General features: G+C 49.8%; 23 protein-coding genes and 2 tRNA genes. 1 reads left to right on the top strand and 24 read right to left on the bottom strand.

The window, feature by feature from the left end; all coding sequences use genetic code 11:
- Positions 1-178 precede the first annotated feature (178 nt).
- From purC to ACOQOZ_RS07995, 6 genes are all read right to left on the bottom strand, one after another.
- Positions 179-889, bottom strand: a complete 711-nt coding sequence (gene purC / locus ACOQOZ_RS07970) for a phosphoribosylaminoimidazolesuccinocarboxamide synthase (protein WP_420591745.1) — start codon at positions 887-889, stop codon at positions 179-181.
- Between the two features lie 64 nt (positions 890-953).
- Entirely contained in the window at positions 954-1,718 is a 765-nt protein-coding gene (locus ACOQOZ_RS07975; RefSeq protein ID WP_420591746.1) for an MBL fold metallo-hydrolase, read from the bottom strand.
- On the bottom strand, positions 1,715-2,386 hold the full coding sequence (gene bamC / locus ACOQOZ_RS07980) for an outer membrane protein assembly factor BamC (RefSeq protein WP_420591747.1): 672 nt from the start codon (positions 2,384-2,386) through the stop codon (positions 1,715-1,717). Before bamC ends, ACOQOZ_RS07975 begins: the two co-directional genes overlap by 4 nt.
- Complete coding sequence (gene dapA / locus ACOQOZ_RS07985) at positions 2,387-3,262, bottom strand: 4-hydroxy-tetrahydrodipicolinate synthase (RefSeq protein WP_420591748.1); 876 nt, start codon at positions 3,260-3,262, stop codon at positions 2,387-2,389. It lies immediately after the preceding gene.
- 112 nt (positions 3,263-3,374) lie between these two features.
- A complete protein-coding gene (locus tag ACOQOZ_RS07990; RefSeq protein ID WP_420592405.1) occupies positions 3,375-4,445 on the bottom strand; it encodes an AI-2E family transporter in 1,071 nt (356 codons plus the stop codon).
- A 5-nt stretch (positions 4,446-4,450) separates the two neighbouring features.
- Positions 4,451-4,693: a sulfurtransferase TusA family protein gene (locus ACOQOZ_RS07995; protein WP_420591749.1), complete on the bottom strand. Its 243-nt coding sequence runs from the start codon at positions 4,691-4,693 to the stop codon at positions 4,451-4,453.
- 197 nt (positions 4,694-4,890) lie between these two features.
- Here ACOQOZ_RS07995 and ACOQOZ_RS08000 point away from each other — a divergent pair, with 197 nt between their 5' ends.
- Positions 4,891-6,342, top strand: coding sequence for a M48 family metalloprotease (locus ACOQOZ_RS08000; RefSeq protein ID WP_420591750.1), 1,452 nt, complete (start codon positions 4,891-4,893; stop codon positions 6,340-6,342).
- Between the two features lie 64 nt (positions 6,343-6,406).
- Here ACOQOZ_RS08000 and nadA read toward each other — a convergent pair whose 3' ends face one another.
- The 18 genes from nadA to ACOQOZ_RS08090 form a co-directional block, all read right to left on the bottom strand.
- Entirely contained in the window at positions 6,407-7,435 is a 1,029-nt protein-coding gene (gene nadA / locus ACOQOZ_RS08005) for a quinolinate synthase NadA (protein WP_420591751.1), read from the bottom strand.
- Between the two features lie 211 nt (positions 7,436-7,646).
- Positions 7,647-7,722: transfer RNA gene (locus ACOQOZ_RS08010), tRNA-Lys, on the bottom strand.
- Positions 7,723-7,809: 87 nt separating this feature from the next.
- A tRNA-Lys gene (locus ACOQOZ_RS08015) sits at positions 7,810-7,885 on the bottom strand.
- Positions 7,886-8,065: 180 nt separating this feature from the next.
- On the bottom strand, positions 8,066-8,851 hold the full coding sequence (gene ybgF / locus ACOQOZ_RS08020; protein WP_420591752.1) for a tol-pal system protein YbgF: 786 nt from the start codon (positions 8,849-8,851) through the stop codon (positions 8,066-8,068).
- The gene (pal, locus tag ACOQOZ_RS08025; RefSeq protein ID WP_420591753.1) at positions 8,851-9,417 is read right to left on the bottom strand and encodes a peptidoglycan-associated lipoprotein Pal; all 567 of its coding nucleotides are present in this window, start codon (positions 9,415-9,417) and stop codon (positions 8,851-8,853) included. Before pal ends, ybgF begins: the two co-directional genes overlap by 1 nt.
- 33 nt (positions 9,418-9,450) lie before the next feature.
- Entirely contained in the window at positions 9,451-10,746 is a 1,296-nt protein-coding gene (gene tolB, locus ACOQOZ_RS08030; protein ID WP_420591754.1) for a Tol-Pal system beta propeller repeat protein TolB, read from the bottom strand.
- Entirely contained in the window at positions 10,740-11,576 is an 837-nt protein-coding gene (gene tolA / locus ACOQOZ_RS08035) for a cell envelope integrity protein TolA (protein ID WP_420591755.1), read from the bottom strand. The genes tolB and tolA overlap by 7 nt, the downstream gene beginning before the upstream one ends.
- A gap of 16 nt (positions 11,577-11,592) precedes the next feature.
- Complete coding sequence (gene tolR / locus ACOQOZ_RS08040; protein WP_420591756.1) at positions 11,593-12,042, bottom strand: protein TolR; 450 nt, start codon at positions 12,040-12,042, stop codon at positions 11,593-11,595.
- Positions 12,042-12,758: a protein TolQ gene (gene tolQ, locus ACOQOZ_RS08045; RefSeq protein WP_420592406.1), complete on the bottom strand. Its 717-nt coding sequence runs from the start codon at positions 12,756-12,758 to the stop codon at positions 12,042-12,044. Before tolQ ends, tolR begins: the two co-directional genes overlap by 1 nt.
- Before the next feature lie 57 nt (positions 12,759-12,815).
- Entirely contained in the window at positions 12,816-13,241 is a 426-nt protein-coding gene (ybgC, locus tag ACOQOZ_RS08050; protein WP_420591757.1) for a tol-pal system-associated acyl-CoA thioesterase, read from the bottom strand.
- Positions 13,241-14,269, bottom strand: coding sequence for a Holliday junction branch migration DNA helicase RuvB (gene ruvB, locus ACOQOZ_RS08055; protein ID WP_420591758.1), 1,029 nt, complete (start codon positions 14,267-14,269; stop codon positions 13,241-13,243). Before ruvB ends, ybgC begins: the two co-directional genes overlap by 1 nt.
- Before the next feature lie 14 nt (positions 14,270-14,283).
- Positions 14,284-14,892 carry a Holliday junction branch migration protein RuvA gene (gene ruvA / locus ACOQOZ_RS08060; protein WP_420591759.1) on the bottom strand — a complete coding sequence of 203 codons (609 nt, stop codon included), beginning with the start codon at positions 14,890-14,892 and terminating at the stop codon, positions 14,284-14,286.
- A gap of 228 nt (positions 14,893-15,120) precedes the next feature.
- Positions 15,121-15,642: a crossover junction endodeoxyribonuclease RuvC gene (ruvC, locus tag ACOQOZ_RS08065; protein ID WP_420591760.1), complete on the bottom strand. Its 522-nt coding sequence runs from the start codon at positions 15,640-15,642 to the stop codon at positions 15,121-15,123.
- Between the two features lie 76 nt (positions 15,643-15,718).
- A complete protein-coding gene (locus tag ACOQOZ_RS08070) occupies positions 15,719-16,159 on the bottom strand; it encodes a protease complex subunit PrcB family protein (protein ID WP_420591761.1) in 441 nt (146 codons plus the stop codon).
- Positions 16,160-16,164: 5 nt separating this feature from the next.
- Positions 16,165-16,620, bottom strand: coding sequence for a hypothetical protein (locus ACOQOZ_RS08075; RefSeq protein WP_420591762.1), 456 nt, complete (start codon positions 16,618-16,620; stop codon positions 16,165-16,167).
- Positions 16,621-16,748: 128 nt separating this feature from the next.
- Positions 16,749-17,324: a hypothetical protein gene (locus ACOQOZ_RS08080; protein WP_420591763.1), complete on the bottom strand. Its 576-nt coding sequence runs from the start codon at positions 17,322-17,324 to the stop codon at positions 16,749-16,751.
- A gap of 53 nt (positions 17,325-17,377) precedes the next feature.
- Positions 17,378-18,013: a class I SAM-dependent methyltransferase gene (locus ACOQOZ_RS08085; protein ID WP_420591764.1), complete on the bottom strand. Its 636-nt coding sequence runs from the start codon at positions 18,011-18,013 to the stop codon at positions 17,378-17,380.
- Positions 18,000-19,067 carry a murein transglycosylase domain-containing protein gene (locus tag ACOQOZ_RS08090; RefSeq protein ID WP_420591765.1) on the bottom strand — a complete coding sequence of 356 codons (1,068 nt, stop codon included), beginning with the start codon at positions 19,065-19,067 and terminating at the stop codon, positions 18,000-18,002. Before ACOQOZ_RS08090 ends, ACOQOZ_RS08085 begins: the two co-directional genes overlap by 14 nt.
- Between the last annotated feature and the right edge of the window lie 12 nt (positions 19,068-19,079).

The following is a 19,079-nucleotide window of genomic DNA, read 5'->3' on the forward strand; positions in this document are numbered from 1 at the left end:
GCAAATCTGTAACTCATTGTTCCGCTAGTGTGCCTGCAAAATCCCAGATTGCAAATTATTTGGCCGTAAAGCACGAGCGGGTCACACTATTAAAGTTACTGGAAAAAGCCACAAAAAAACCCGCCGGAAATTCTTCCGGCGGGTTTTTATTCCGTTCATATTATGAACAGAAGTTAAATCAGAACTCGACACCAATCCGGCGACCAACTTCTTCATAAGACTCAACAACGTTACCGAGCCCCTGACGGAAACGATCTTTGTCGAGCTTTTCGCGGGTTTCGGCATCCCACAAACGGCAGCCGTCCGGAGAGAATTCATCACCCAAAACCACTTCACCGTTGAATAAACCAAACTCCAGCTTGTAATCAACCAACAGCATACCGCCGTCGGCAAACAACTGCTTTAACACATCGTTAACTTTAAACGTCAGTTCTTTCATTTTAGCGATGTGTTCTTCCTGGGCCCAGCCGAACGAACGTGCGTGGTATTCGTTCACCATAGGATCACCCAGCTCATCGTTTTTCAGGAACAACTCAAACGTTGGTGGTACCAGATCAATGCCTTCTTCCACACCCAGGCGACGAACCAGGCTACCAGCAGCAACGTTACGAACCACACACTCCAATGGAATCATGTCCAGACGTTTTACCAGAGAGTCGGTATCTGACAGCAACTTATCAAAGTGAGTAGGAATACCAGCTTCCGCTAACTTTGTCATAACATGAGCATTGAACTTGTTGTTCACCAGACCTTTACGATCCAGCTGCTCCATTTTTTTGCCGTCAAAGGCTGAGGTGTCGTTACGGAATTCAAGTACCATCAGATCGTTGTCGTCTGTGGTATAAACGGATTTAGCTTTACCGGAATAAAGCAGTTCACGTTTTTCCATAGGAGTTTCTCCGGAAAATAGTTTTAAAATTTTCGCCCCGGCAATACCGCGGCGTTTAGAATTCTTATGTCAGCTGATACCAGTCTGAAACCACATCCTGCTCAAGCAAATCCACATCTGCCGGGTGACAGTTCAGTAACGGAGCTAACAGCTCCCGAACCAGGTTGCGGTCATTGTTCTTTTCACTGATGTGTCCGGCACTGACGCGCTTTAAACCACCCCACTGAACTCTGGCCACTAATTCAGCGCATTGCTGATTACTCAGATGGCCATAGTTACCGGCAACTCGTACCCGCAGACTTGGAGGGTATGGTCCGACCTGCAATAAATGAGGGTCATGATTGGCTTCAATCTGCAGTGCATGACAGCCGGAGTAATGCTCCACAATGTGTGGGGTTAATGACCCCAGGTCAGACAAAATTCCCAACTTCATCCCTTGCGGGTTGTTCATTACGTACTGCAGCGGTTCCTGTGCATCATGCGGCACACACACAGGGGTAATTTTCAGGCCGATCAGCTCCAGCGGTTGCTCGGAACGAATACAACGCCATCGGCTATGCTCCAGCCACTCCATCTTTCTTGCCGTTCCGAAGGAGGTGTAAAACGGAATATCCAGAGCATCACATAATGTCTGCACACCTTTCGCATGGTCACTGTGTTCATGTGTAACCAAAACGGCCTTCAGCTGTGCCGGATCAAGATCCAGCTGCGCCATTCTTTGCAGTGTGCTTTTCCGGCTGAAGCCACAATCAATCAGGATACATTCACCCTGATGTTCAACTACAGTGGCGTTGCCACGGCTACCACTGCCTAATGATGCATATTTCACTGGGTCAGCTGAGTCTCAATTTCGGCTAACACGCGTGACGTTTGCTCAGCTTCCGCCAGGTTATCGGCATCGGTCAGCAGAGATAAATATACGCCCTGACGGGAACGGTTCATCTTAAGCAAATAGGTCGCGGTTGTTACCAGCTCTTCGCCCCACAACTTATCCCACCAGCTGCGCTCATCAACAACTTCAGTCTTATTAAGCTCGAGATAATAAGTTCCGGTACTGCGGTTCAGGTCAGTCAGTTTCAGATCAGAGGCTGCAATGGCTTCGGTTACTGCCGCCCAGGAAGCCGCAAAACCTAAATCCAGGCGTAAAATTTCGGTTCCGGCGCCATCTTTATCCAGACGCGGATTTAACGCTTCGGAGCGGAACTGAGCCAGACTGGTGACCACAGTCTCATCATTCACCTGCGCAACAAATACCAACGGTCGTGGTGTCTCGAAGCTTTCAGGCTGCTGTGGTTCCAACGGCAACTCAGGAATAACATTGGCATCTCTGAAGGCCAGCTCAGGAGAATCATCAGCCAGTTGAATAACCGGCAACTCTTCCGTGGTCAGATAGTTTTCAGCACGATCATCAAACGTATCGCCAAACAGGCTGCAGCCGCTGACCAGAGAAACAGTGAATACAGCAGCAGTCAGTTTCAGAGATGCAAACTTCATCATTTAAATCAGATCCAGACCAGACAACGCCATTTCCAGTTTGGCACGGTAGCGGTTTTCCAGCTCTACCAGCGGTAAGCGAATGCCTTTGCCCATGTGACCCATTTTGTGCATCGCCCACTTCACAGGAATCGGGTTTGCTTCACAGAACATCGCCTGATGCACCGGCATCAGCTTGTCATTGAGTGCTTTTGCCTCATCGGCTTTGCCGTCCAGAGCCAACATACACAGTTCGTGCATCATGGCTGGCGCCACATTAGCAGTAACCGAGATATTACCTTTGCCGCCCAGCAGGATCAGCTCATAAGCGGTTTCGTCATCACCGGAATAAACCGCCATACGATCCCCTACCAGATCGATTACCTGACGTGCACGCTCAAGGTCACCGGTTGCTTCTTTAACTGCGACAATCTGCTCAACATCCGCCAGAGCAGCAATGGTTTCCGGCAGCATGTCACAAGCAGTACGGCCCGGTACGTTGTACAGGATCTGTGGAATATCAACGGCAGCAGCAATAGCTTCATGATGGGCAATCAAACCACGCTGCGGTGGTTTGTTGTAATAAGGCGTTACCAGCAAAGCAGCATCGGCACCCAGAACTTTCGCTTCCTGAGTCAGCTCAATCGCTTCCGAGGTAGAGTTAGCACCGGTACCGGCAATGATTGGACGGCGGCCAGCAGCCACTTTCACAACCCGGTCAATCACAGCGCAATGCTCTTTAGTATCCAGCGTCGCAGATTCGCCCGTGGTACCCACGGCTACAATGGCGTCAGTTCCTTGTTTGATGTGGAATTCAACCAGGCGGTCCAGGGCTTCCCAATCTAACTGACCATCGTCATGCATGGGGGTTACCAAAGCAACAATACTGCCGGTAATCATTGAGCGATACTCCAAAATCTGAGCGTAAAAACAGAGGCGCAATACTACTGATGCAAGGCCTCAGAAACAAGAGAGAGCGGCAATTCCGCTCTCATTTTAACCGGCCATTAGTTCAGGCCGCCTGATCTTCAATTCCCTGTTGGCTGGGCCAGGCCTGCAACACCGCTTTAAACAGGGTTGCTAACGGAATGGCAAAAAACACCCCCCAGAAACCCCAGAGGCCACCAAACACTAATACCGCAACAATAATTGCTACAGGATGGAGGCTAACCACTTCAGAAAACAGCAAAGGCACCAGCACATTGCCATCCAACGCCTGAATAATGCCGTAGACCACCATCAGGTAGATAAAATCGTTGCTCCAGCCCCACTGTACGTAGCCAACCATCGCAACCGGCACCGTGATCACAGCGGCTCCGATGTAGGGAATTAATACGGACAAACCGACACCAATCGCCAGTAACGCAGCGTAATTCACGCCAAGGATCACAAATGCTATATAAGTAACGCCACCCACGATGCCAATTTCCACGACCTTGCCACGAATATAATTCGCAAACTGCTCATCCATCTCGGCCCAGACCTTGTTCAGCATATTGCGTCGCTGAGGCAAAAACGAGGTTCCCCAGTTAACAATCTGATCCGAGTCCTTAAGCAGGAAAAACACCAGAATCGGCACTAATACGCAGTAAATCAGCACCGCCATTACTCCGGTAATGCCTGAAATGGAAAAGCTCAGAGCCAGCTGACCAATCTTCGCCAACTCTTCACCAATCTGATGCGTCCACTCCTGCACCTGCTCAATCGATACCAGCTCCGGATATTTTTCCGGCAACAGCATCAGTAACGCCTGCCCCTTGGTCGCCATGCGCGGCAGTTCATAGAAAAACTGAGTCGTTTGCTGCCAGATAGCGGGCATGATGATAAACAACAAAGCAAGGAATAAACTGACAAACAACAAGAAAACGGTCACCGTGGCGCCCAGATGGCCAAGTCCGCGGCTTTTGCAGTAATTCATGCCACCCTGAAGCAAATACGCCAGCACGACCGCCGTCAGAAAAGGCGCCAGCACCTGGCCCAGGGTCACAATAATGACCAGCACTGCAGTAATCAGCAGTAATAACAATAACGCTTCTTCATCTGAAAAGTAGCGATCGATCCAGCGTCTTACGACGTTTAACATGCCCATCAGGCTCCCTTTTTAATCCAATACTGATAGACGCCATCGTTATCTTCAGCGTTCATCAGCTCATGAGTGGTGAGTTCTGTAAATTTACGGATATCACGCCATGAACCGGCATCCGTCGCTGTCACCCATAACACCTCTCCAACAGCAAGTTGTTTCAGAGCCAGCTTTGTTTTTAATAAAGGCATCGGACATTCAAGCCCGCTCGCATCCAGATGTTGTTGATAAGTTGTTAAATCAGACACGAAAATCGCCTTTTGCCAAACTGAACCTGACATTATAGGGTGGATGTCACAAGGGTTAACAGAGAAAAGCATACCCTGCTGACAAATGCCCACTATGCTTTAGTGGTCTTTGCAGAACTTTTCACCGTCTTGACTGCTCTCAACAGTGGCTTAAGGTGATAATCGGATCAACGGAATCAGATCAGGAAAATTCAATAGTGAAACAAAAGCTCGCCACCCTGTGTTGCCTTGCTGCTCTGAGCAGCCCTTTCAACACGACTCTGGCCAATACAGAACTGCCCGACCTGGGTGACAGCGCGTCGAGCTACGTATCATTACAGCAAGAACATGCACTCGGCCGTCTCTGGTTACGCCAACTGCGCAGTCAGACATCGACCATTGAACTGCCACTGGCCAATCAGTTTCTTGAAAACCTGATTTTCCGCCTGATTCCCCATAGCGAAGTAAAATTATCTGATTTCGAATTCGTCATTATTGATCGCCCGGAACTTAACGCATTTGCCGTTCCCGGCGGCATCATCGGCATCAATTTTGGCATTATGCTGTACGCCCGTGACGAAGATGAGCTATCCGCCGTATTAGCCCACGAACTGGCTCACCTGAGTCAACGTCATTTTGCCCGCCAGATTGAAAACGCGGAAAAACAACAACCGGTCGCCATTGCCGCCCTGCTCGCCAGCATCTTGTTGATTGCCACCAATAATGCCGATGCGGGCTTCGCCGGCCTGGTGACCAGCCAGGCGGCTTCGGTACAAAGCCAGCTGGCTTACAGCCGCGACTGGGAACGTGAAGCCGATCGTATTGGCATGAAAGCCTTGGTAGGCGCAGGCCTGGACCCCAATGCTATGCCATCGATGTTCCAGGCAATGCTGCAGGCCAACCGTTTTAATAAACGTCCGCCGGAATTTTTGCTGACTCACCCGGTGACAGAAACCCGGGTTGCCGATGCTGCCGGCCGGGCTGAAAACTTCCCGCGTAAACCACGGCTGGTGAGTTTTGAATTCGATATTCTGCGCAACATTGCCATGATGCGCTATCAGCTGAATGCTGCCGAACAAGCTGCCTATTTTAACCATCAGCTGACACTGGAAGATAAAAACAGCCAGCGTTACGCAGCCAATCAAATCGCCCTTGCGCTAATTGCAGCCGAAAACAACGAAGCAGAAAAAGGCCTAAAAATTCTCAAAGACATCGCCGCACCATACAGCGACCACGTGGCTTTTATTACACTAAAAGCGGAATTACTGTCCCAACAGAAGCTATATGCCAAAGCCATCGGAATTCTCGACGACGGCCTGATTTATCAGCCCCAGGACTTTCAGTTACAAAGCACTAAAGCCCGCATATTGATGGCTGCACAACAATTTGATTTGGCGACTCAGACATTAAAATCATTGTCTGAACAACGCCCAAGCAACCCTCAGGTATGGCGCAAACTGGCAGAGGCGGCAGGTAAGGCAGATCAGATTTTGTTATCCCACCGGGCCAATGGTGAATATCTGTTCGCCACTGGTTTCCAGGCCAAAGCCTTACGGCAAATGGAACTGGCGCTTAAACTGGCGAAAAAGCATCAGGATTTTCAACAGGAAGCAGCCATTACCCGACGGGTACGTATCATGGCAAACAGCCCGACGTCGTTTGGCAACTGATACAGAAAGGCATAAAAAACGCCGCGTGAATAAATTTCAGGCGGCGTTTTTTATACGTGAAAGCTTATTTGTTAAAGCTCAGCATACGATCCAGGCTGATCACCGCACGCTGACGTAAGCCCTCTTCAATCAGAATTTCCTGGCTACCATGCTTTAACACATCGCGCATATTCTGCAGCTCATTCATTCCCATCCACGGGCAATGAGCACAACTGCGACACGTTGCACCATTACCAGCAGTAGGTGCTTCAATCAGCAATTTGTCGGGCGCTTCCTGCTGCATTTTATAAAAAATGGCTTTATCAGTAGCAACGATTAAGGTGTCATTCGGCAACGATTTTGCTGCAGCAATTAACTGACTGGTTGAACCCGCAACATCAGCCAGCTGCACAACAGCATCCGGAGATTCCGGGTGAACAAGCACAGCAGCATCAGGATGAACCTTCTTCAGGTCTTCCACGCCTTTGGCTTTAAACTCATCATGCACAATACAGGCGCTGTCCCAAAGGATCATATCCGCACCGGTTTGTTTCTGAATATAAGTACCCAGGTGTTTATCCGGCGCCCAAATCAACTTTTCACCCTGCTCTTTCAAGCGAGTCACAATATCCAGTGCAATGCTGGAGGTGACCACCCAATCCGCTCGTGCTTTAACCGCAGCAGAAGTATTGGCGTATACCACGACCGTGCGGTCCGGGTGTTGATCACAGAACTGCGAGAACTCTTCGACCGGACAACCAATATCCAGCGAGCAGGTCGCCTCAAGAGTTGGCATAAGAATGCGTTTTTCAGGGCTGAGAATTTTCGCCGTCTCGCCCATAAAACGAACACCTGCGACTAACAGAGTGCTGGCTTTGTGATCGCGACCAAATCGCGCCATTTCCAGCGAGTCGGCGACCGTACCGCCGGTTTCTTCAGCCAGCGCCTGAATTTCCGGATCACAATAGTAATGCGCCACCAGTACAGCATCTTCCTGCACCAGAAGCTCACGAATTTCCTGTTTCAGGGCATCTTTCTCAGCCGGTGTCACAGTCTCTTCTTTGTTCCAGTATTCGCGAATCACTTGTTGTGGCGTTTGTAGCGCGTCAGACATAGCTCTCTCATCACTTACTTTGACAGCCACCCATTACTGCAGTGGCGCCGACATTTTACCACAGCGGTTGCCTGTCGCCGCTGCGGCATTCTGCTGTTTGCTAAAACACTATTTCTCTGCCCTGGCGATCCGGATACGGCTTTCTGGATTTTCTGACAGGAAATAAAAAAGGGGAGAAAACCGGCTGGCTTTCTCCCCTTTTAGGAATAAGTGGTGGGTCGTGCTGGATTCGAACCAGCGACCAATTGGTTAAAAGCCAACTGCTCTACCAACTGAGCTAACGACCCGATAAGTGCTGCGCAGATGAATCTCGCGTCTTTCTCTGAATTATTAAATTCAGTAACAATATCAGCAACTTAACTTCCGTTGAATGATGGTGGGTCGTGCTGGATTCGAACCAGCGACCAATTGGTTAAAAGCCAACTGCTCTACCAACTGAGCTAACGACCCCGGAAGTGCGGCGTATAATACAGAGATATTTTGGGGTGGCAAGTACTTTTTTAAAAAAAGTTTCGATTTCAGCAACTTAGCCCTTTTTCGAGCCGTCAATCAGGTATTAAAAAAGCCCGTAATCGCGATGACTACGGGCTTTATTGGCCAAACCGACAGGTTTCAGGTTTTTCTGAATCGTTACTGCAGTTTTTTCAGATACGCTTGCGCAAGGCGGACTGTGCCATCGGCTTTGCCCGGATATTGCTCAATCACCTTCTCCAGCCATTCACGCGCTAAAGCATCGTCGCCCAGCTTATGGAACGTGACACCCAGCTTATAGCTGGCATCCGCCGTTTTTGTGTGATCCGGAAACTGAGTCACCACTTGCTCAAACGCTTCCTTAGCCTGCTCCAGTTTGTTCTGTACCAGATAGACCTCACCGTTCCAGTAATACGCATTGGCAACCAGTTTATCCTGCGGGTAGCTCTCAGTGAACGCTGAAAAGGCCTGATTGGCTTCGCTGAACTTCTTCTCACGTACCAAGGTCATGGCCGCTTTATAAGCATCTGCCGGAGCAACGGTTGGATTCGAGGTAGCTTCTGTCGCCGTCTGTTCTGGCTGAGCAATTACAGGTTGAGTAATTAAGCTGGCAACACGACGATCAAGATCGAGGTAACGCGCCTGCTGTTCCTGTTCAACAGTAGCGAGCTGCTGTTGCTGGGTTTCAACCAGACTACGCAACATAGCGATTTCCTGTTGCATCTGTTCCATCTGAGTTAAAAGCTCAGACATCAGATCACCACCAGTGGTAGCATTCTCAGATTCAGGAGTAACAGAAGAATTGGCGGGGTTTGTTTGGGCTGGGACAACTACATCGGTTTGAGCAGGTGCCACGGCAGCGTTGGCACCTACTGAAACCCATTCATCCTCAGCAACAGCGCCGATGGATGTCACCAGCGCTAAAGGCAGGATGAACTTTTTCATTAACGGCTCTGGTATTTCACTTCAACGCGACGGTTCTTAGCCCATGACGCATCGTTGTGACCAACAACAGCCGGACGCTCTTCGCCAAAGCTAACAACCTGCAGCTGACCAGCTTTTGCACCGTTAGCCATCAGGAAACGACGTACAGCCATCGCACGACGCTCACCCAGAGCCAGGTTGTATTCAACGGTACCACGCTCGTCTGCGTGACCTTCCAGTACTACGCGAGCAGATGGGTTAGCAGCCAGGTAAGCAGCGTGTGCTTTCAGCGCATCTTTACCGTCTTCTTCCAGAGAGCTCTGATCGAAGCCGAAGTAAAATACAGTCATTTCCAGCAGAGCTTGTTGTGCTTTGTCAGCCTGTTGTTGCAGATCTTCGCTAACCAGAGCGGCATCTTCAACAACCTGAGTTTGTGCTTCCTGACCTTGTTGAGCGACTTGCTCTTCAATTGCAGTTGGCTGAGAGCTAGCTGCACCTTCGTTTACTTCGCCAGTGCTGGAGCAAGCAGACATCAGAACAGCGCCCAGAGTTAAACCCAAAGCTTTATACAGTGCAGTTTTTTGCATATCAGTCTTCCAATCCGAAAGTTAATTTGAAAATCATTGTAAAATCGGTGACCAAGCCGGCTCCCTGACGTCTCCGTACTTCGATGGAAGGCGGAATTTTACCTCTCCATCAACCGATACTGCGGCAAGAATGCTACGATCAGCCTCACTTGCCGCATAAATTACCATACTTCCATTGGGTGCAACACTAGGTGATTCATCCAATTCAGTCTCACTGGTAAGAATGTGCACTCTGCCACTTTTCATATCCTGAGAAGCGATATGAAAACGTTTACCGGATTGGTGCACATAAACCATCTTGCGTCCGTCTGCGGTCAGACGAGCACGCGCATTATATTTGCCTTCAAATGTCAGTCGTTCAACCTTCTTTGACGCCAGGTTGACCTGATAAATCTGTGGCCCCCCGGCACGGCTGGAGGTAAAGATCAGGCTTTGACCATCTATAGTCCATTGCGGCTCAGTATCAATTGCGTAATGTTTGGTAATTCGCTCCAGCTTGCGGCTGGCCAGGTCCATCACCCAGATGTCCGGATTACCCAGCTGAGAGCGCACAAACGCGAGTTTAGTTCCATCGGGTGAAAACGCCGGAGCACTGTTAGAGCCTGAAAAAGCAGCAACTTTCTCACGCTTGCCCGTCGCTAGTGTCTGAAAAAAGATCTCACTTTTACCATTTTCAAAAGATACATAAGCGACCTTTTTACCGTCCGGAGACCAGGCTGGCGAAATGATCGGATGTTTGGATTTAAAGATGCGACGTTCACGTGCACCATCGGCGTCTGCATACATCAGGTTAAACAAAGTACGCTCGCGGTTCGTGGTGACATAAATCAGATTGGTGGAAAATACGCCGTCAATGCCCGTCAGTTTTTTAAAAATAAAATCACTGATGTAATGCGCCACATCACGCAACTGGCTGGCTTTGCCTTTTACCCGGTGACGAAATACTTCGACTTTCTGGTGTACATCCAGAACATGGAATTCAACAGCATAACCCGTCGGCAACACACTCAAACGACCCAACACAACAAAATCCTGTTGCAACTTAGCCCAGTCGTCATAATTTACCTGCGATAATTCCGTTGGTCGGCTGATCATATTTTCGGCCGGAATCAGGCGAAAATAGCCGCTACCAGCAAGATCATTGGCAACGATGCTGCTGACATCCTCGGGAGGAGGATTCTGGCCAGTCCAGGCGAAAGGAACCACGGCTAACGGAATGGCGCTTTGTTTACCCTGAGTCACTTCAATCACTAACTCTGCACGCGTCAGACTACTGGTCAGGGTTAAGCTGAGAAACAGAGAAAAAACTGCTAAAAAACGAACTACCACGAGGCATTCTCCGGTCGGAATTTCATCGTAAAACTACGAAAGTTTTGTTCAAACACTGCAATATCTTTTGGCACAGGTAACGGCGAAGCTTTACGTATTGCCTGCTCCACGGAACGATCCAGTGCCGGGTTACCACTGCTTTTTACAATCTGTACCTGAACCACTTCTCCGGTTGGAACCAGAGTGAGCTTCAGCTCCACTTCCATGCCGGAATCCACTGCTGGTGGATAACGCCATTGTGACTGAATCTGCTCTTTAATCAGCAGCGTGTGTTCAGACGTCATAACCGCGGCACGTTCCGCTCTGGCTTCAGCCTCTTTCTGAGCCTGCAGTTCAGCTTCAGCCTGCTCCTGAGCCATTTGCTCCAGCATATCCTGTTCCTGCTGTAACTGCTCCTGACGCAAACGCTCGGCTTGTTCTGCGGCAGCTTTTGCATCGGCCGCTTTTTTCTCCGCAGCACGCTGAGCATCCGCCTGGCGTTTTTTCTCAGCCGCGGCTTTTTGTTTGGCTAATTTCTCTTTCCTGAGCTTTTCCTGGCGTGCCTTCTCTTTTTTTCGTCGGGCTTCCAATTTACGTTTGCGTTCTTTTTCGGCGCGTTTTTTTGCCGCTCGTTGCTGACGCTTTTTTTCGAGCTCAGCTTTACGCTTACGTTCTTTAACCGCTTTGTTTTCTTCCTGTACCACATTCGCCATCACGTGTTGCGGCACCGGCTCAACAATATGGGGCTTACTGTCAGGCCATTCAATTAAAAACAAGCCAGCCACCGCCAGATGAATCACAATGGCGACAAAAGCGGCAAAGCCGTAGCTGTTGGGGTTTCTCCAGCTCATAACAGAATCCGCTGAATCAGCGACTGGCCTCCGGATCCGGCGCTTCGGTAATCAGGCCGATGTTATTCACACCTATCGATTGCAGGCTGCCCATTAACACCACTACTTTGCCGTAGGGAACATTCTCGTCACCACGAATCAGCAATTTGGTCGCTGGCACCTGAGCCGTAATTTTGCGGGCATAGTCCTGTACATCAGCCAGAGCCATGGCGCGTGGTTGCTCTTCGCCACGTTCAATAAAATACAGACCACGGGCATCAACCGAAATAATAATGGTACTGTCATCCGGCTCAATTTCAGTCGGCGTCGAATCAACCGCCGGCAGATTAACCGGCACACTTTGCACCAGCATCGGAGCTGTCACCATAAAGATAATCAACAGCACGAGCATAACGTCGATATAAGGCACGACGTTGATTTCTGCCATTGGCCGGCGTTTTTGCGCCGGTGGTGCCATTGGCTCCATCAGTTAGCCTCCGCAGAACCGGCGGCGTTATTACTCTGGCTGGAATTGGCCTGATTAATTTTGTGAGCCTGGCGGTACAGCAAAGATGAAAACTCATCAGCAAAGGTATGCATGCCCGTAACCATCTGATCAACGCGAGTGGCAAAACGGTTATAGAAAATAACAGCCGGAATTGCTGCCAACAGGCCCATGGCCGTTGCAATCAAAGCTTCAGAAATACCCGGGGCTACGGTAGCAATCGTGGCTTGCTTTACAGCTGCCAATCCCTGGAAGGAATGCATGATCCCCCAGACGGTACCAAATAAACCAATGTAAGGACTGGTGGAACCAACGGTCGCCAGAAACGGCAGGTGAGTATCCAGAACTTCCGACTCGCGGGTAATACTGATACGCATCGCGCGCTGTACACCGGCCATCACGGCATCCGGATCATTGGTATTTTGCTGACGCATTTTGCCGAATTCTTTTAATCCCGACATAAATACATTCTCTACCGCACTCGGTGCCGGACTTTGCTGGCACTCACGATACAACGCATTTAAATCAACACCTGACCAGAAGCGTTCTTCAAAATCGAGTAACTGGTCACGACTTGCAGACAACAAACGGCTGCGTTGCACAATCACAATCCAGCTCAGAACAGAGGCCGCTAACAGCATCAACATAACCAGTTGCACCACAATACTGGCATTGGCAATTAACGAAATAATGGACATGGATTCGTTCACAAAGACTCCCGTCTGATAATAAGAACGTTAAATTTTACTCAAACGCTAAGGCTGATTCGCCGCAGCAATAATTTCTGGCGGAATCGCCCGGGGTTTTCCGTCATCACCAATACAGGCAATCGACACACTACCAGTTACCAAAGGTTGTTCACCATCCGCAGAAATACGATAAACCGTCTGCGACAGGTTAAAACTGGCTTTACCCATCTTTTCGACGACAACCGTGACTTCAAGTTCATCATCGAGGCGCGCCGGTTGTTTGTATCTGGCGTTTATTTCCCGTACAACAAATAAAATGCCCTGCTCTCTGAGCTGCTCCTGACTAAAACCGGAATGTGCTTCAGCGTCACCAAGCTGACGTAGCCATTCCGTGCGGGCACGCTCAAAAAACTTCAAATAATTGGCGTAATACACAATGCCACCGGCATCGGTATCTTCGTAATACACTCTGACAGGCCAGCGAAATGTCATCAGTTTTCTTCATCACTGAGGAAACGTTTTGGTAATTCCAGACCAAAATGCTGATAGGCCTGACGAGTTGCCATGCGCCCTCTTGGAGTGCGGGTAATATAACCCTGCTGCATCAGGTAAGGCTCCAGCACATCCTCAATGGTATCTCGCTCTTCGCCAATGGAAGCTGCAAGGCTTTCGACACCCGCTGGACCACCGTCGTATTTTTCTAACAATGTCAGCAATAACCGGCGATCCATATGATCAAAGCCCTGGGCATCGACATTCAGCATATTTAACGCTGCATCAGCGACGCTCTGGTTTACCATGCCATCAGATTTTACCTGAGCATAATCGCGCACCCGGCGTAACAGACGATTGGCAATACGTGGTGTGCCACGCGCACGACGGGCAATTTCACGCGATCCCTCATCATCAACATCAAGTTCCATTAATCTTCCAGAACGGGAAACAATGCCGGTGAGATCATCAATGTTGTAAAACTCCAGACGTTGCACGATGCCGAAGCGATCACGCAGCGGCGATGTTAACAAACCTGCACGTGTAGTCGCGCCGACTAATGTAAAAGGTGGTAAATCAATCTTAATCGAACGTGCCGCCGGGCCTTCACCGACCATAATATCCAGCTGGTAATCTTCCATGGCCGGGTACAACACTTCTTCGACAGCCGGGTTCAGACGATGAATCTCATCGATAAACAACACATCGCCTTCTTCGAGATTGGTCAGCATGGCTGCCAGATCACCGGCTTTTTCTAAAACCGGGCCGGAAGTAGATTTAATCTGTGATCCCATTTCTTCGGCAATAATATTGGCCAAAGTGGTTTTACCGAGTCCGGGGGGTCCAAACACCAGCGTATGATCTAATGCTTCTTCACGCGCCCGTGCAGCACCAATAAAGATTTCCATCTGCTCACGCACATGGGGCTGGCCGATATAATCGTCCAGACTTTTCGGGCGGATCGCCCGATCCTGGCGCTCTTCCCCCATCGAAGGTTGGGGGCTGATAAAACGATCTTCTTCAATCACGATGAATTACCCTGCTATCGACCCAGCGTGCTTTTCAGCGCCAGACGAATTAATTCTTCTGCCGACAAGTCATCCGTAGCGACTTTATTCAGCATCTTCGCAGCATCCGTCGGTTTATAACCCAACGCCACCAGCGCACTTTCGGCTTCAGCCAGAACCTGATCGCGGGAAGCCTGCTCTTTAGCATCAACCGCAGCCCAAAGCGGTGCCGGTGCTTGCCATTCTTTCAGGCGATCGCGCATTTCAACGATTAACCGTTCGGCGGTCTTTTTACCGACGCCAGGTAATTTAGTTAACGCCGTCACGTCTTCGGCATGAACACAGCTGGCAAAGGAATTCACATCCATGCCAGATAAAATCGCCAGCGCCAGTTTAGGACCAACGCCACTGACCTTAATCAGAGTACGGAACAAGGTACGCTGACCTTTATCGCTGAAACCATAGAGCTGATGAGCATCTTCACGAATGGCCAGATGGGTATAAATCACCGCCACATCACCGGGTTTGCCTAGACTGACAAAGGTCGATAGTGGCGCCTGGACTTCATAGCCCACACCGTTAACGTCAATTAATAAATCCGGAGCTTGTTTTTCGAGGATGATGCCTTGCAGACGACCAATCATGGGAATACAGATACTTGCTTATTGGAAAGCGGCTAGCCTATCAGTAAACGGGTGTTTGGCTCAATCGACCCGGGCAGACAACAACCGTTACGGAGTATCTAGAGACGCCATTCTCAGCCATGATTATTTTTAAGCCGCCGGATCGGACAGCACATCCCTGTGCTGGCGATCCTAGCGCAACATCCTGTTGCTGCTAATAAAAACAATCACGGCTGCAAACGGCTTGAATCATATTTTCACCCGCCCGCGGGCATAACTTTTAATACCCGCCTGGGTAACCAGACTGGCGCGGGTATTGGCGTGGGTAATAGCAATCGCCAGAGCATCGGCAGCATCGGCCTGGGGTTTGCCGGGCAGCTTCAACAAATGCTGCACCATATGCTGTACCTGTTCTTTGGTGGCAGAGCCTTTGCCCACTACGGCTTGTTTAATACTACGTGGAGCATACTCACCCACCGGCAGCCCCTGTAGAGATGCCGCCACAATTGCGACACCACGAGCCTGACCCAGCTTTAACGCAGAGTCGGCATTTTTTCCCATAAACACCTGCTCAATGGCAAATTCCTGAGGCGAATAGGTTTCAATCAGTTCGGTGACACAATCAAAGATTTTTTTCAGACGATCAGGCAACTCGCCATCACCGACCCGGATGCAACCACTGGTAATGTATTCGTTCCTCTGGCCAACCGAGTTGATCACACCAAACCCGGTAATACGCGAGCCAGGATCAATGCCAAGAATGATGGCCATCGGCGAGTGTACTCCACAAAATAAGGCTGTCATGGTACTGACAGAACGACAGCAGGGAAAGGCAGGAATCGGACGCTTAATATCTTTTCTGAGAGACGGGCTCAGAGCGGAAGTGCCAGCGTTGGCCGTTGGCAGAGTTATGCACTTCCACCTTTTGCCAACCATCCGGCAAGGATAACGCAACACATGGAGTAGTAATAACCGTAGCTACCAACGCATCCGCGCCTGGACGGATTTCGTGATAGTGAACACTTACATCAGCACCATTCCAGTGCTGACTCAGCTCAATGCCATAACCAGCTGATGGTCGCTGTCCAAGGCCGATGCGTAATTCAGCGTTGCTCAACAGCGACACACCTTCACCAATGTCGCAGTGTTGTTCGTGTCTGAGTGGCATTTGGCCAGGTGGAGCAGAAGCACAACTGGCGATACAGCCGCACATAAACAAAACGGCGATGCCAGACAAACGCCCGGCAAAACAGAATCTTGAATAACCCAGGAACGGTGACTCAGCCACCGTGTTTACCAATCATTGGCGGACAGTGCAGCACGAACCGTGCGGACTTTTTCGGTTTCTTCCAGCTGCACCAGATTTTCAAACAACTGGCGGGAGTCGCTGTTGGTGGATTCACTGGCCATCTGGCGATAGAGAGATATCAGATAATCATCGATTCGCAGAGCGATCTGAGTCAGCTCATCCACTGACATGTCAGGGTGACAATCTTTGCAGCCTTCCAGGGCATCGGAAATGGAACCGGGTTCAAACTGGTGCCATTCGCTGAGCACCTTCTCGCTGGCGTGATCCTTCAGATTCTGCATGGATTGCGCCAGGGTATTCTCGTGCTCAGCCAACAGCTGCAACATCATATCCACCCGCTCTCGCTGGGTCTGATCACGCAGTTGCTGATACAGGTTACGGGCATGCTCATGCAGCGTTTTGCTGTAATCAATAACGTCTTTAACCGTGGAATAACTCATGCGATGTCTCCATGTCTGCTCACCGGGCGGCACATGGCCGCCCTTTCTATTGAGCTTAGCTTAGCTTTTGCAGCTTAGCCCTCCTTGCTCCAGATCAGAATTTCTTATGACGATATAACCCGATCGAATTAATGCTGATGTGGATCAGTACGCTGCTCATCGAACTGCTTGGCAATACGCTCGGCGTACGGGCGTACGGTCGCTTTGTTCTTGGCAGGCACTTTGTTCGCAGCCTGTACCATCATCAGTGATGCCTTCATCATCTGTTCCATCATGGCCTTTTCGCTCGGAGAAAGACCTTCAGCCGCCTGCAGCTGTTTCAGCTGAGCTTCCATTTGCGAAGCACTGACCATTTCGTTTTCCATTTCAATCGCCATATATGCCATGGTGATATCCTGGGATAAGCCAGCCCATTGCTCAACATTCTTAAAACCAGCCTTGGTCACTTGCTTGTTAAAATCATCGTACAGACCTTTTTCACGTAACTGTTCAACACCTTTGGCAAACACCTGATCCATACTGGCGCTTTCTTTCATTACATCATCGGCCGCCAGTTTTTCTTCGTGCTGACTGAGCCACTGGGTTAATGCTGGCATCGCACCCAGCCATTGCTCAACCTGCTTGGCAGTCAGGTCCTGCGCCATTGCTACCGGCACCATGGCAATCAAAGTAATGGTCAGCAATATCTGCTTAAGTGTTTTCATCAGAATTCCTTGATTCATTGGTTTTTATTGATTGGCGATTACGCTATCACAGCTCATTCACAGCGGCCATAGACCTGCAGTGACACACTCTCATCAAAATCTCCAATTGCCGGTAATGTTGAAGTATTGCACTGCCATAAGGACTGCAACTGTACCCAATCAGGAGCAACCTGCTGGTTTTCAGTGAGTAACCAATCCGGAATTTTCAGCATCAGCTTACGCAGATCATCGCTGGAGCTGATGTCGTACAACACATCACTGGCCAGCAGCAGGTCTACTTCCGGCCAGCCCGAATCCGAATCAACTGGCAAAACAGCCACACCATTCAATTCGGCATTCGCTTGGGCGGCCAGCAGTGCATTGGGATCGAGATCTGCAACCCACACCTCAGATGCGCCCGCTTTCGCGGCGGCGATACCCACCAACCCCGAACCACATCCAAAATCCAGAACCCGTTTGCCCTCAACCGCATGCGGATGATCAACAATATATTGCGCCAGAACCCGGCCACCGGCCCAGGCAAATGCCCAATACGGCAGATTTTGCCAGAACATCCCAATCTGCTGCGCATCCATCTGTACGGCGTCGACGTCCAGATCCAATAGCCAGAGTTTCAGCTGTTGAGTAACGGTCTGTTTAAGCTGTGCGCCGGGTAAGAGCAAGGCTTTGGATAATTCACCAACTGACATATTTCTTCTTAAATTTGATTACTTTCTGCAGATAACGACGAGACTCTAATTTGGGGTGCTCATTAACAATGGTGTTATACACCTGCTGAGTGCTCATCGCGTTAATACGCGCCAGCGCTTTTTTTCGATTGGAATGAAACGCTTTAAACAGATTGCCAGCGCCACCGTTGTATGCCGCAATCACGCAATACTCTTTTTTCAGCCAGCCCTGCACACCTTTCAGATAGACATCACGCAGAATAGACAGATACGCCGAACCGGCATCAATGTTCTTTTCCGGGTTTAACAAATAATTGCGACTGGGCTTATCACGGCGTTTATAAATGCGCTGAAAAACATCCTTACCTGCGGTGTTACGCATAACCTGCATCAGACCATAAGCCTTGGCATGAGAAACCGCCATCGGATTAAAACTGCTTTCGGTTTCCATAATGGCGAAAATCAACGCTTCAGAAACCCGATATTTTTCAGCCGCCGCGGCCACCGGCAAACGATAGCGATCCGCCCCCACCCTGCGGTAGTTGCCTACCATCGGAATATCAATCCAGTAACGGGAGCCACGCTTTTGAAGTTTCTTCGATGTCAGGTACTTTGCGTATTGCTGCGCACGCCACGGGTAAAGCACACTTTTTCCCTGATGATCGACCACCTGCCCGGCCAGAAATGGTTTACCGGTTAAGCCAAAATCAGCCGCTGTGTATAAATCGATGGCATTCGGATTGGCTGGCGTTAGCAGTGTGGCACTGATGGCTTTTTGCAACGATTGAATCGGTGTTTTCGAACCCTGACTTTCCACCCGGATTCGCCCACGGGCAAAATCGATTCGTACCCGGGTGTGGAAATCGTCGAGGTATTTCACCATCGAATGAATGGAGCTTTCTTCAAACTCATCACCCCAAACCTGATCGGCCTGCTCGGCGAAAAACATATATTCGAGAATTACCGCCTGAACATCGTCCGGCAGCTGGGCAAAGTTTTCAGGAAGTTCTGCGGCCGTTACAGAACCACAGAATAAAAAAAGCAGGAAAAATAAGCGCACTGGCGTTTCAGTCAATCAAAAACGCCA

Origin of the sequence: Bacterioplanoides sp. (genome assembly GCF_965219715.1) — a bacterium.
Classification (GTDB): Bacteria; Pseudomonadota; Gammaproteobacteria; order Pseudomonadales; family Oceanobacteraceae; genus Bacterioplanoides.

Bases quoted from the DNA above. Each gene is read 5' to 3' on its own strand.
- tolA (WP_420591755.1), bottom strand. From the start codon at position 11,576: ATGAGCTGGAGAAACCCCAACAGCTACGGCTTTGCCGCTTTTGTCGCC.
- tolR (WP_420591756.1), bottom strand. From the start codon at position 12,042: ATGGAGCCAATGGCACCACCGGCGCAAAAACGCCGGCCAATGGCAGAA.
- ruvA (WP_420591759.1), bottom strand. From the start codon at position 14,892: ATGATTGGTCGTCTGCAAGGCATCATCCTCGAAAAACAAGCTCCGGAT.
- nadA (WP_420591751.1), bottom strand. From the start codon at position 7,435: ATGTCTGACGCGCTACAAACGCCACAACAAGTGATTCGCGAATACTGG.
- ybgF (WP_420591752.1), bottom strand. From the start codon at position 8,851: ATGAAAAAGTTCATCCTGCCTTTAGCGCTGGTGACATCCATCGGCGCT.
- ACOQOZ_RS07990 (WP_420592405.1), bottom strand. From the start codon at position 4,445: ATGTTAAACGTCGTAAGACGCTGGATCGATCGCTACTTTTCAGATGAA.
- ACOQOZ_RS08075 (WP_420591762.1), bottom strand. From the start codon at position 16,620: ATGAGTTATTCCACGGTTAAAGACGTTATTGATTACAGCAAAACGCTG.
- dapA (WP_420591748.1), bottom strand. From the start codon at position 3,262: ATGATTACCGGCAGTATTGTTGCTTTGGTAACCCCCATGCATGACGAT.
- ruvC (WP_420591760.1), bottom strand. From the start codon at position 15,642: ATGGCCATCATTCTTGGCATTGATCCTGGCTCGCGTATTACCGGGTTT.
- ACOQOZ_RS08085 (WP_420591764.1), bottom strand. From the start codon at position 18,013: ATGTCAGTTGGTGAATTATCCAAAGCCTTGCTCTTACCCGGCGCACAG.
- bamC (WP_420591747.1), bottom strand. From the start codon at position 2,386: ATGATGAAGTTTGCATCTCTGAAACTGACTGCTGCTGTATTCACTGTT.
- ACOQOZ_RS08080 (WP_420591763.1), bottom strand. From the start codon at position 17,324: ATGAAAACACTTAAGCAGATATTGCTGACCATTACTTTGATTGCCATG.
- tolQ (WP_420592406.1), bottom strand. From the start codon at position 12,758: ATGTCCATTATTTCGTTAATTGCCAATGCCAGTATTGTGGTGCAACTG.
- purC (WP_420591745.1), bottom strand. From the start codon at position 889: ATGGAAAAACGTGAACTGCTTTATTCCGGTAAAGCTAAATCCGTTTAT.
- pal (WP_420591753.1), bottom strand. From the start codon at position 9,417: ATGCAAAAAACTGCACTGTATAAAGCTTTGGGTTTAACTCTGGGCGCT.
- ybgC (WP_420591757.1), bottom strand. From the start codon at position 13,241: ATGACATTTCGCTGGCCTGTCAGAGTGTATTACGAAGATACCGATGCC.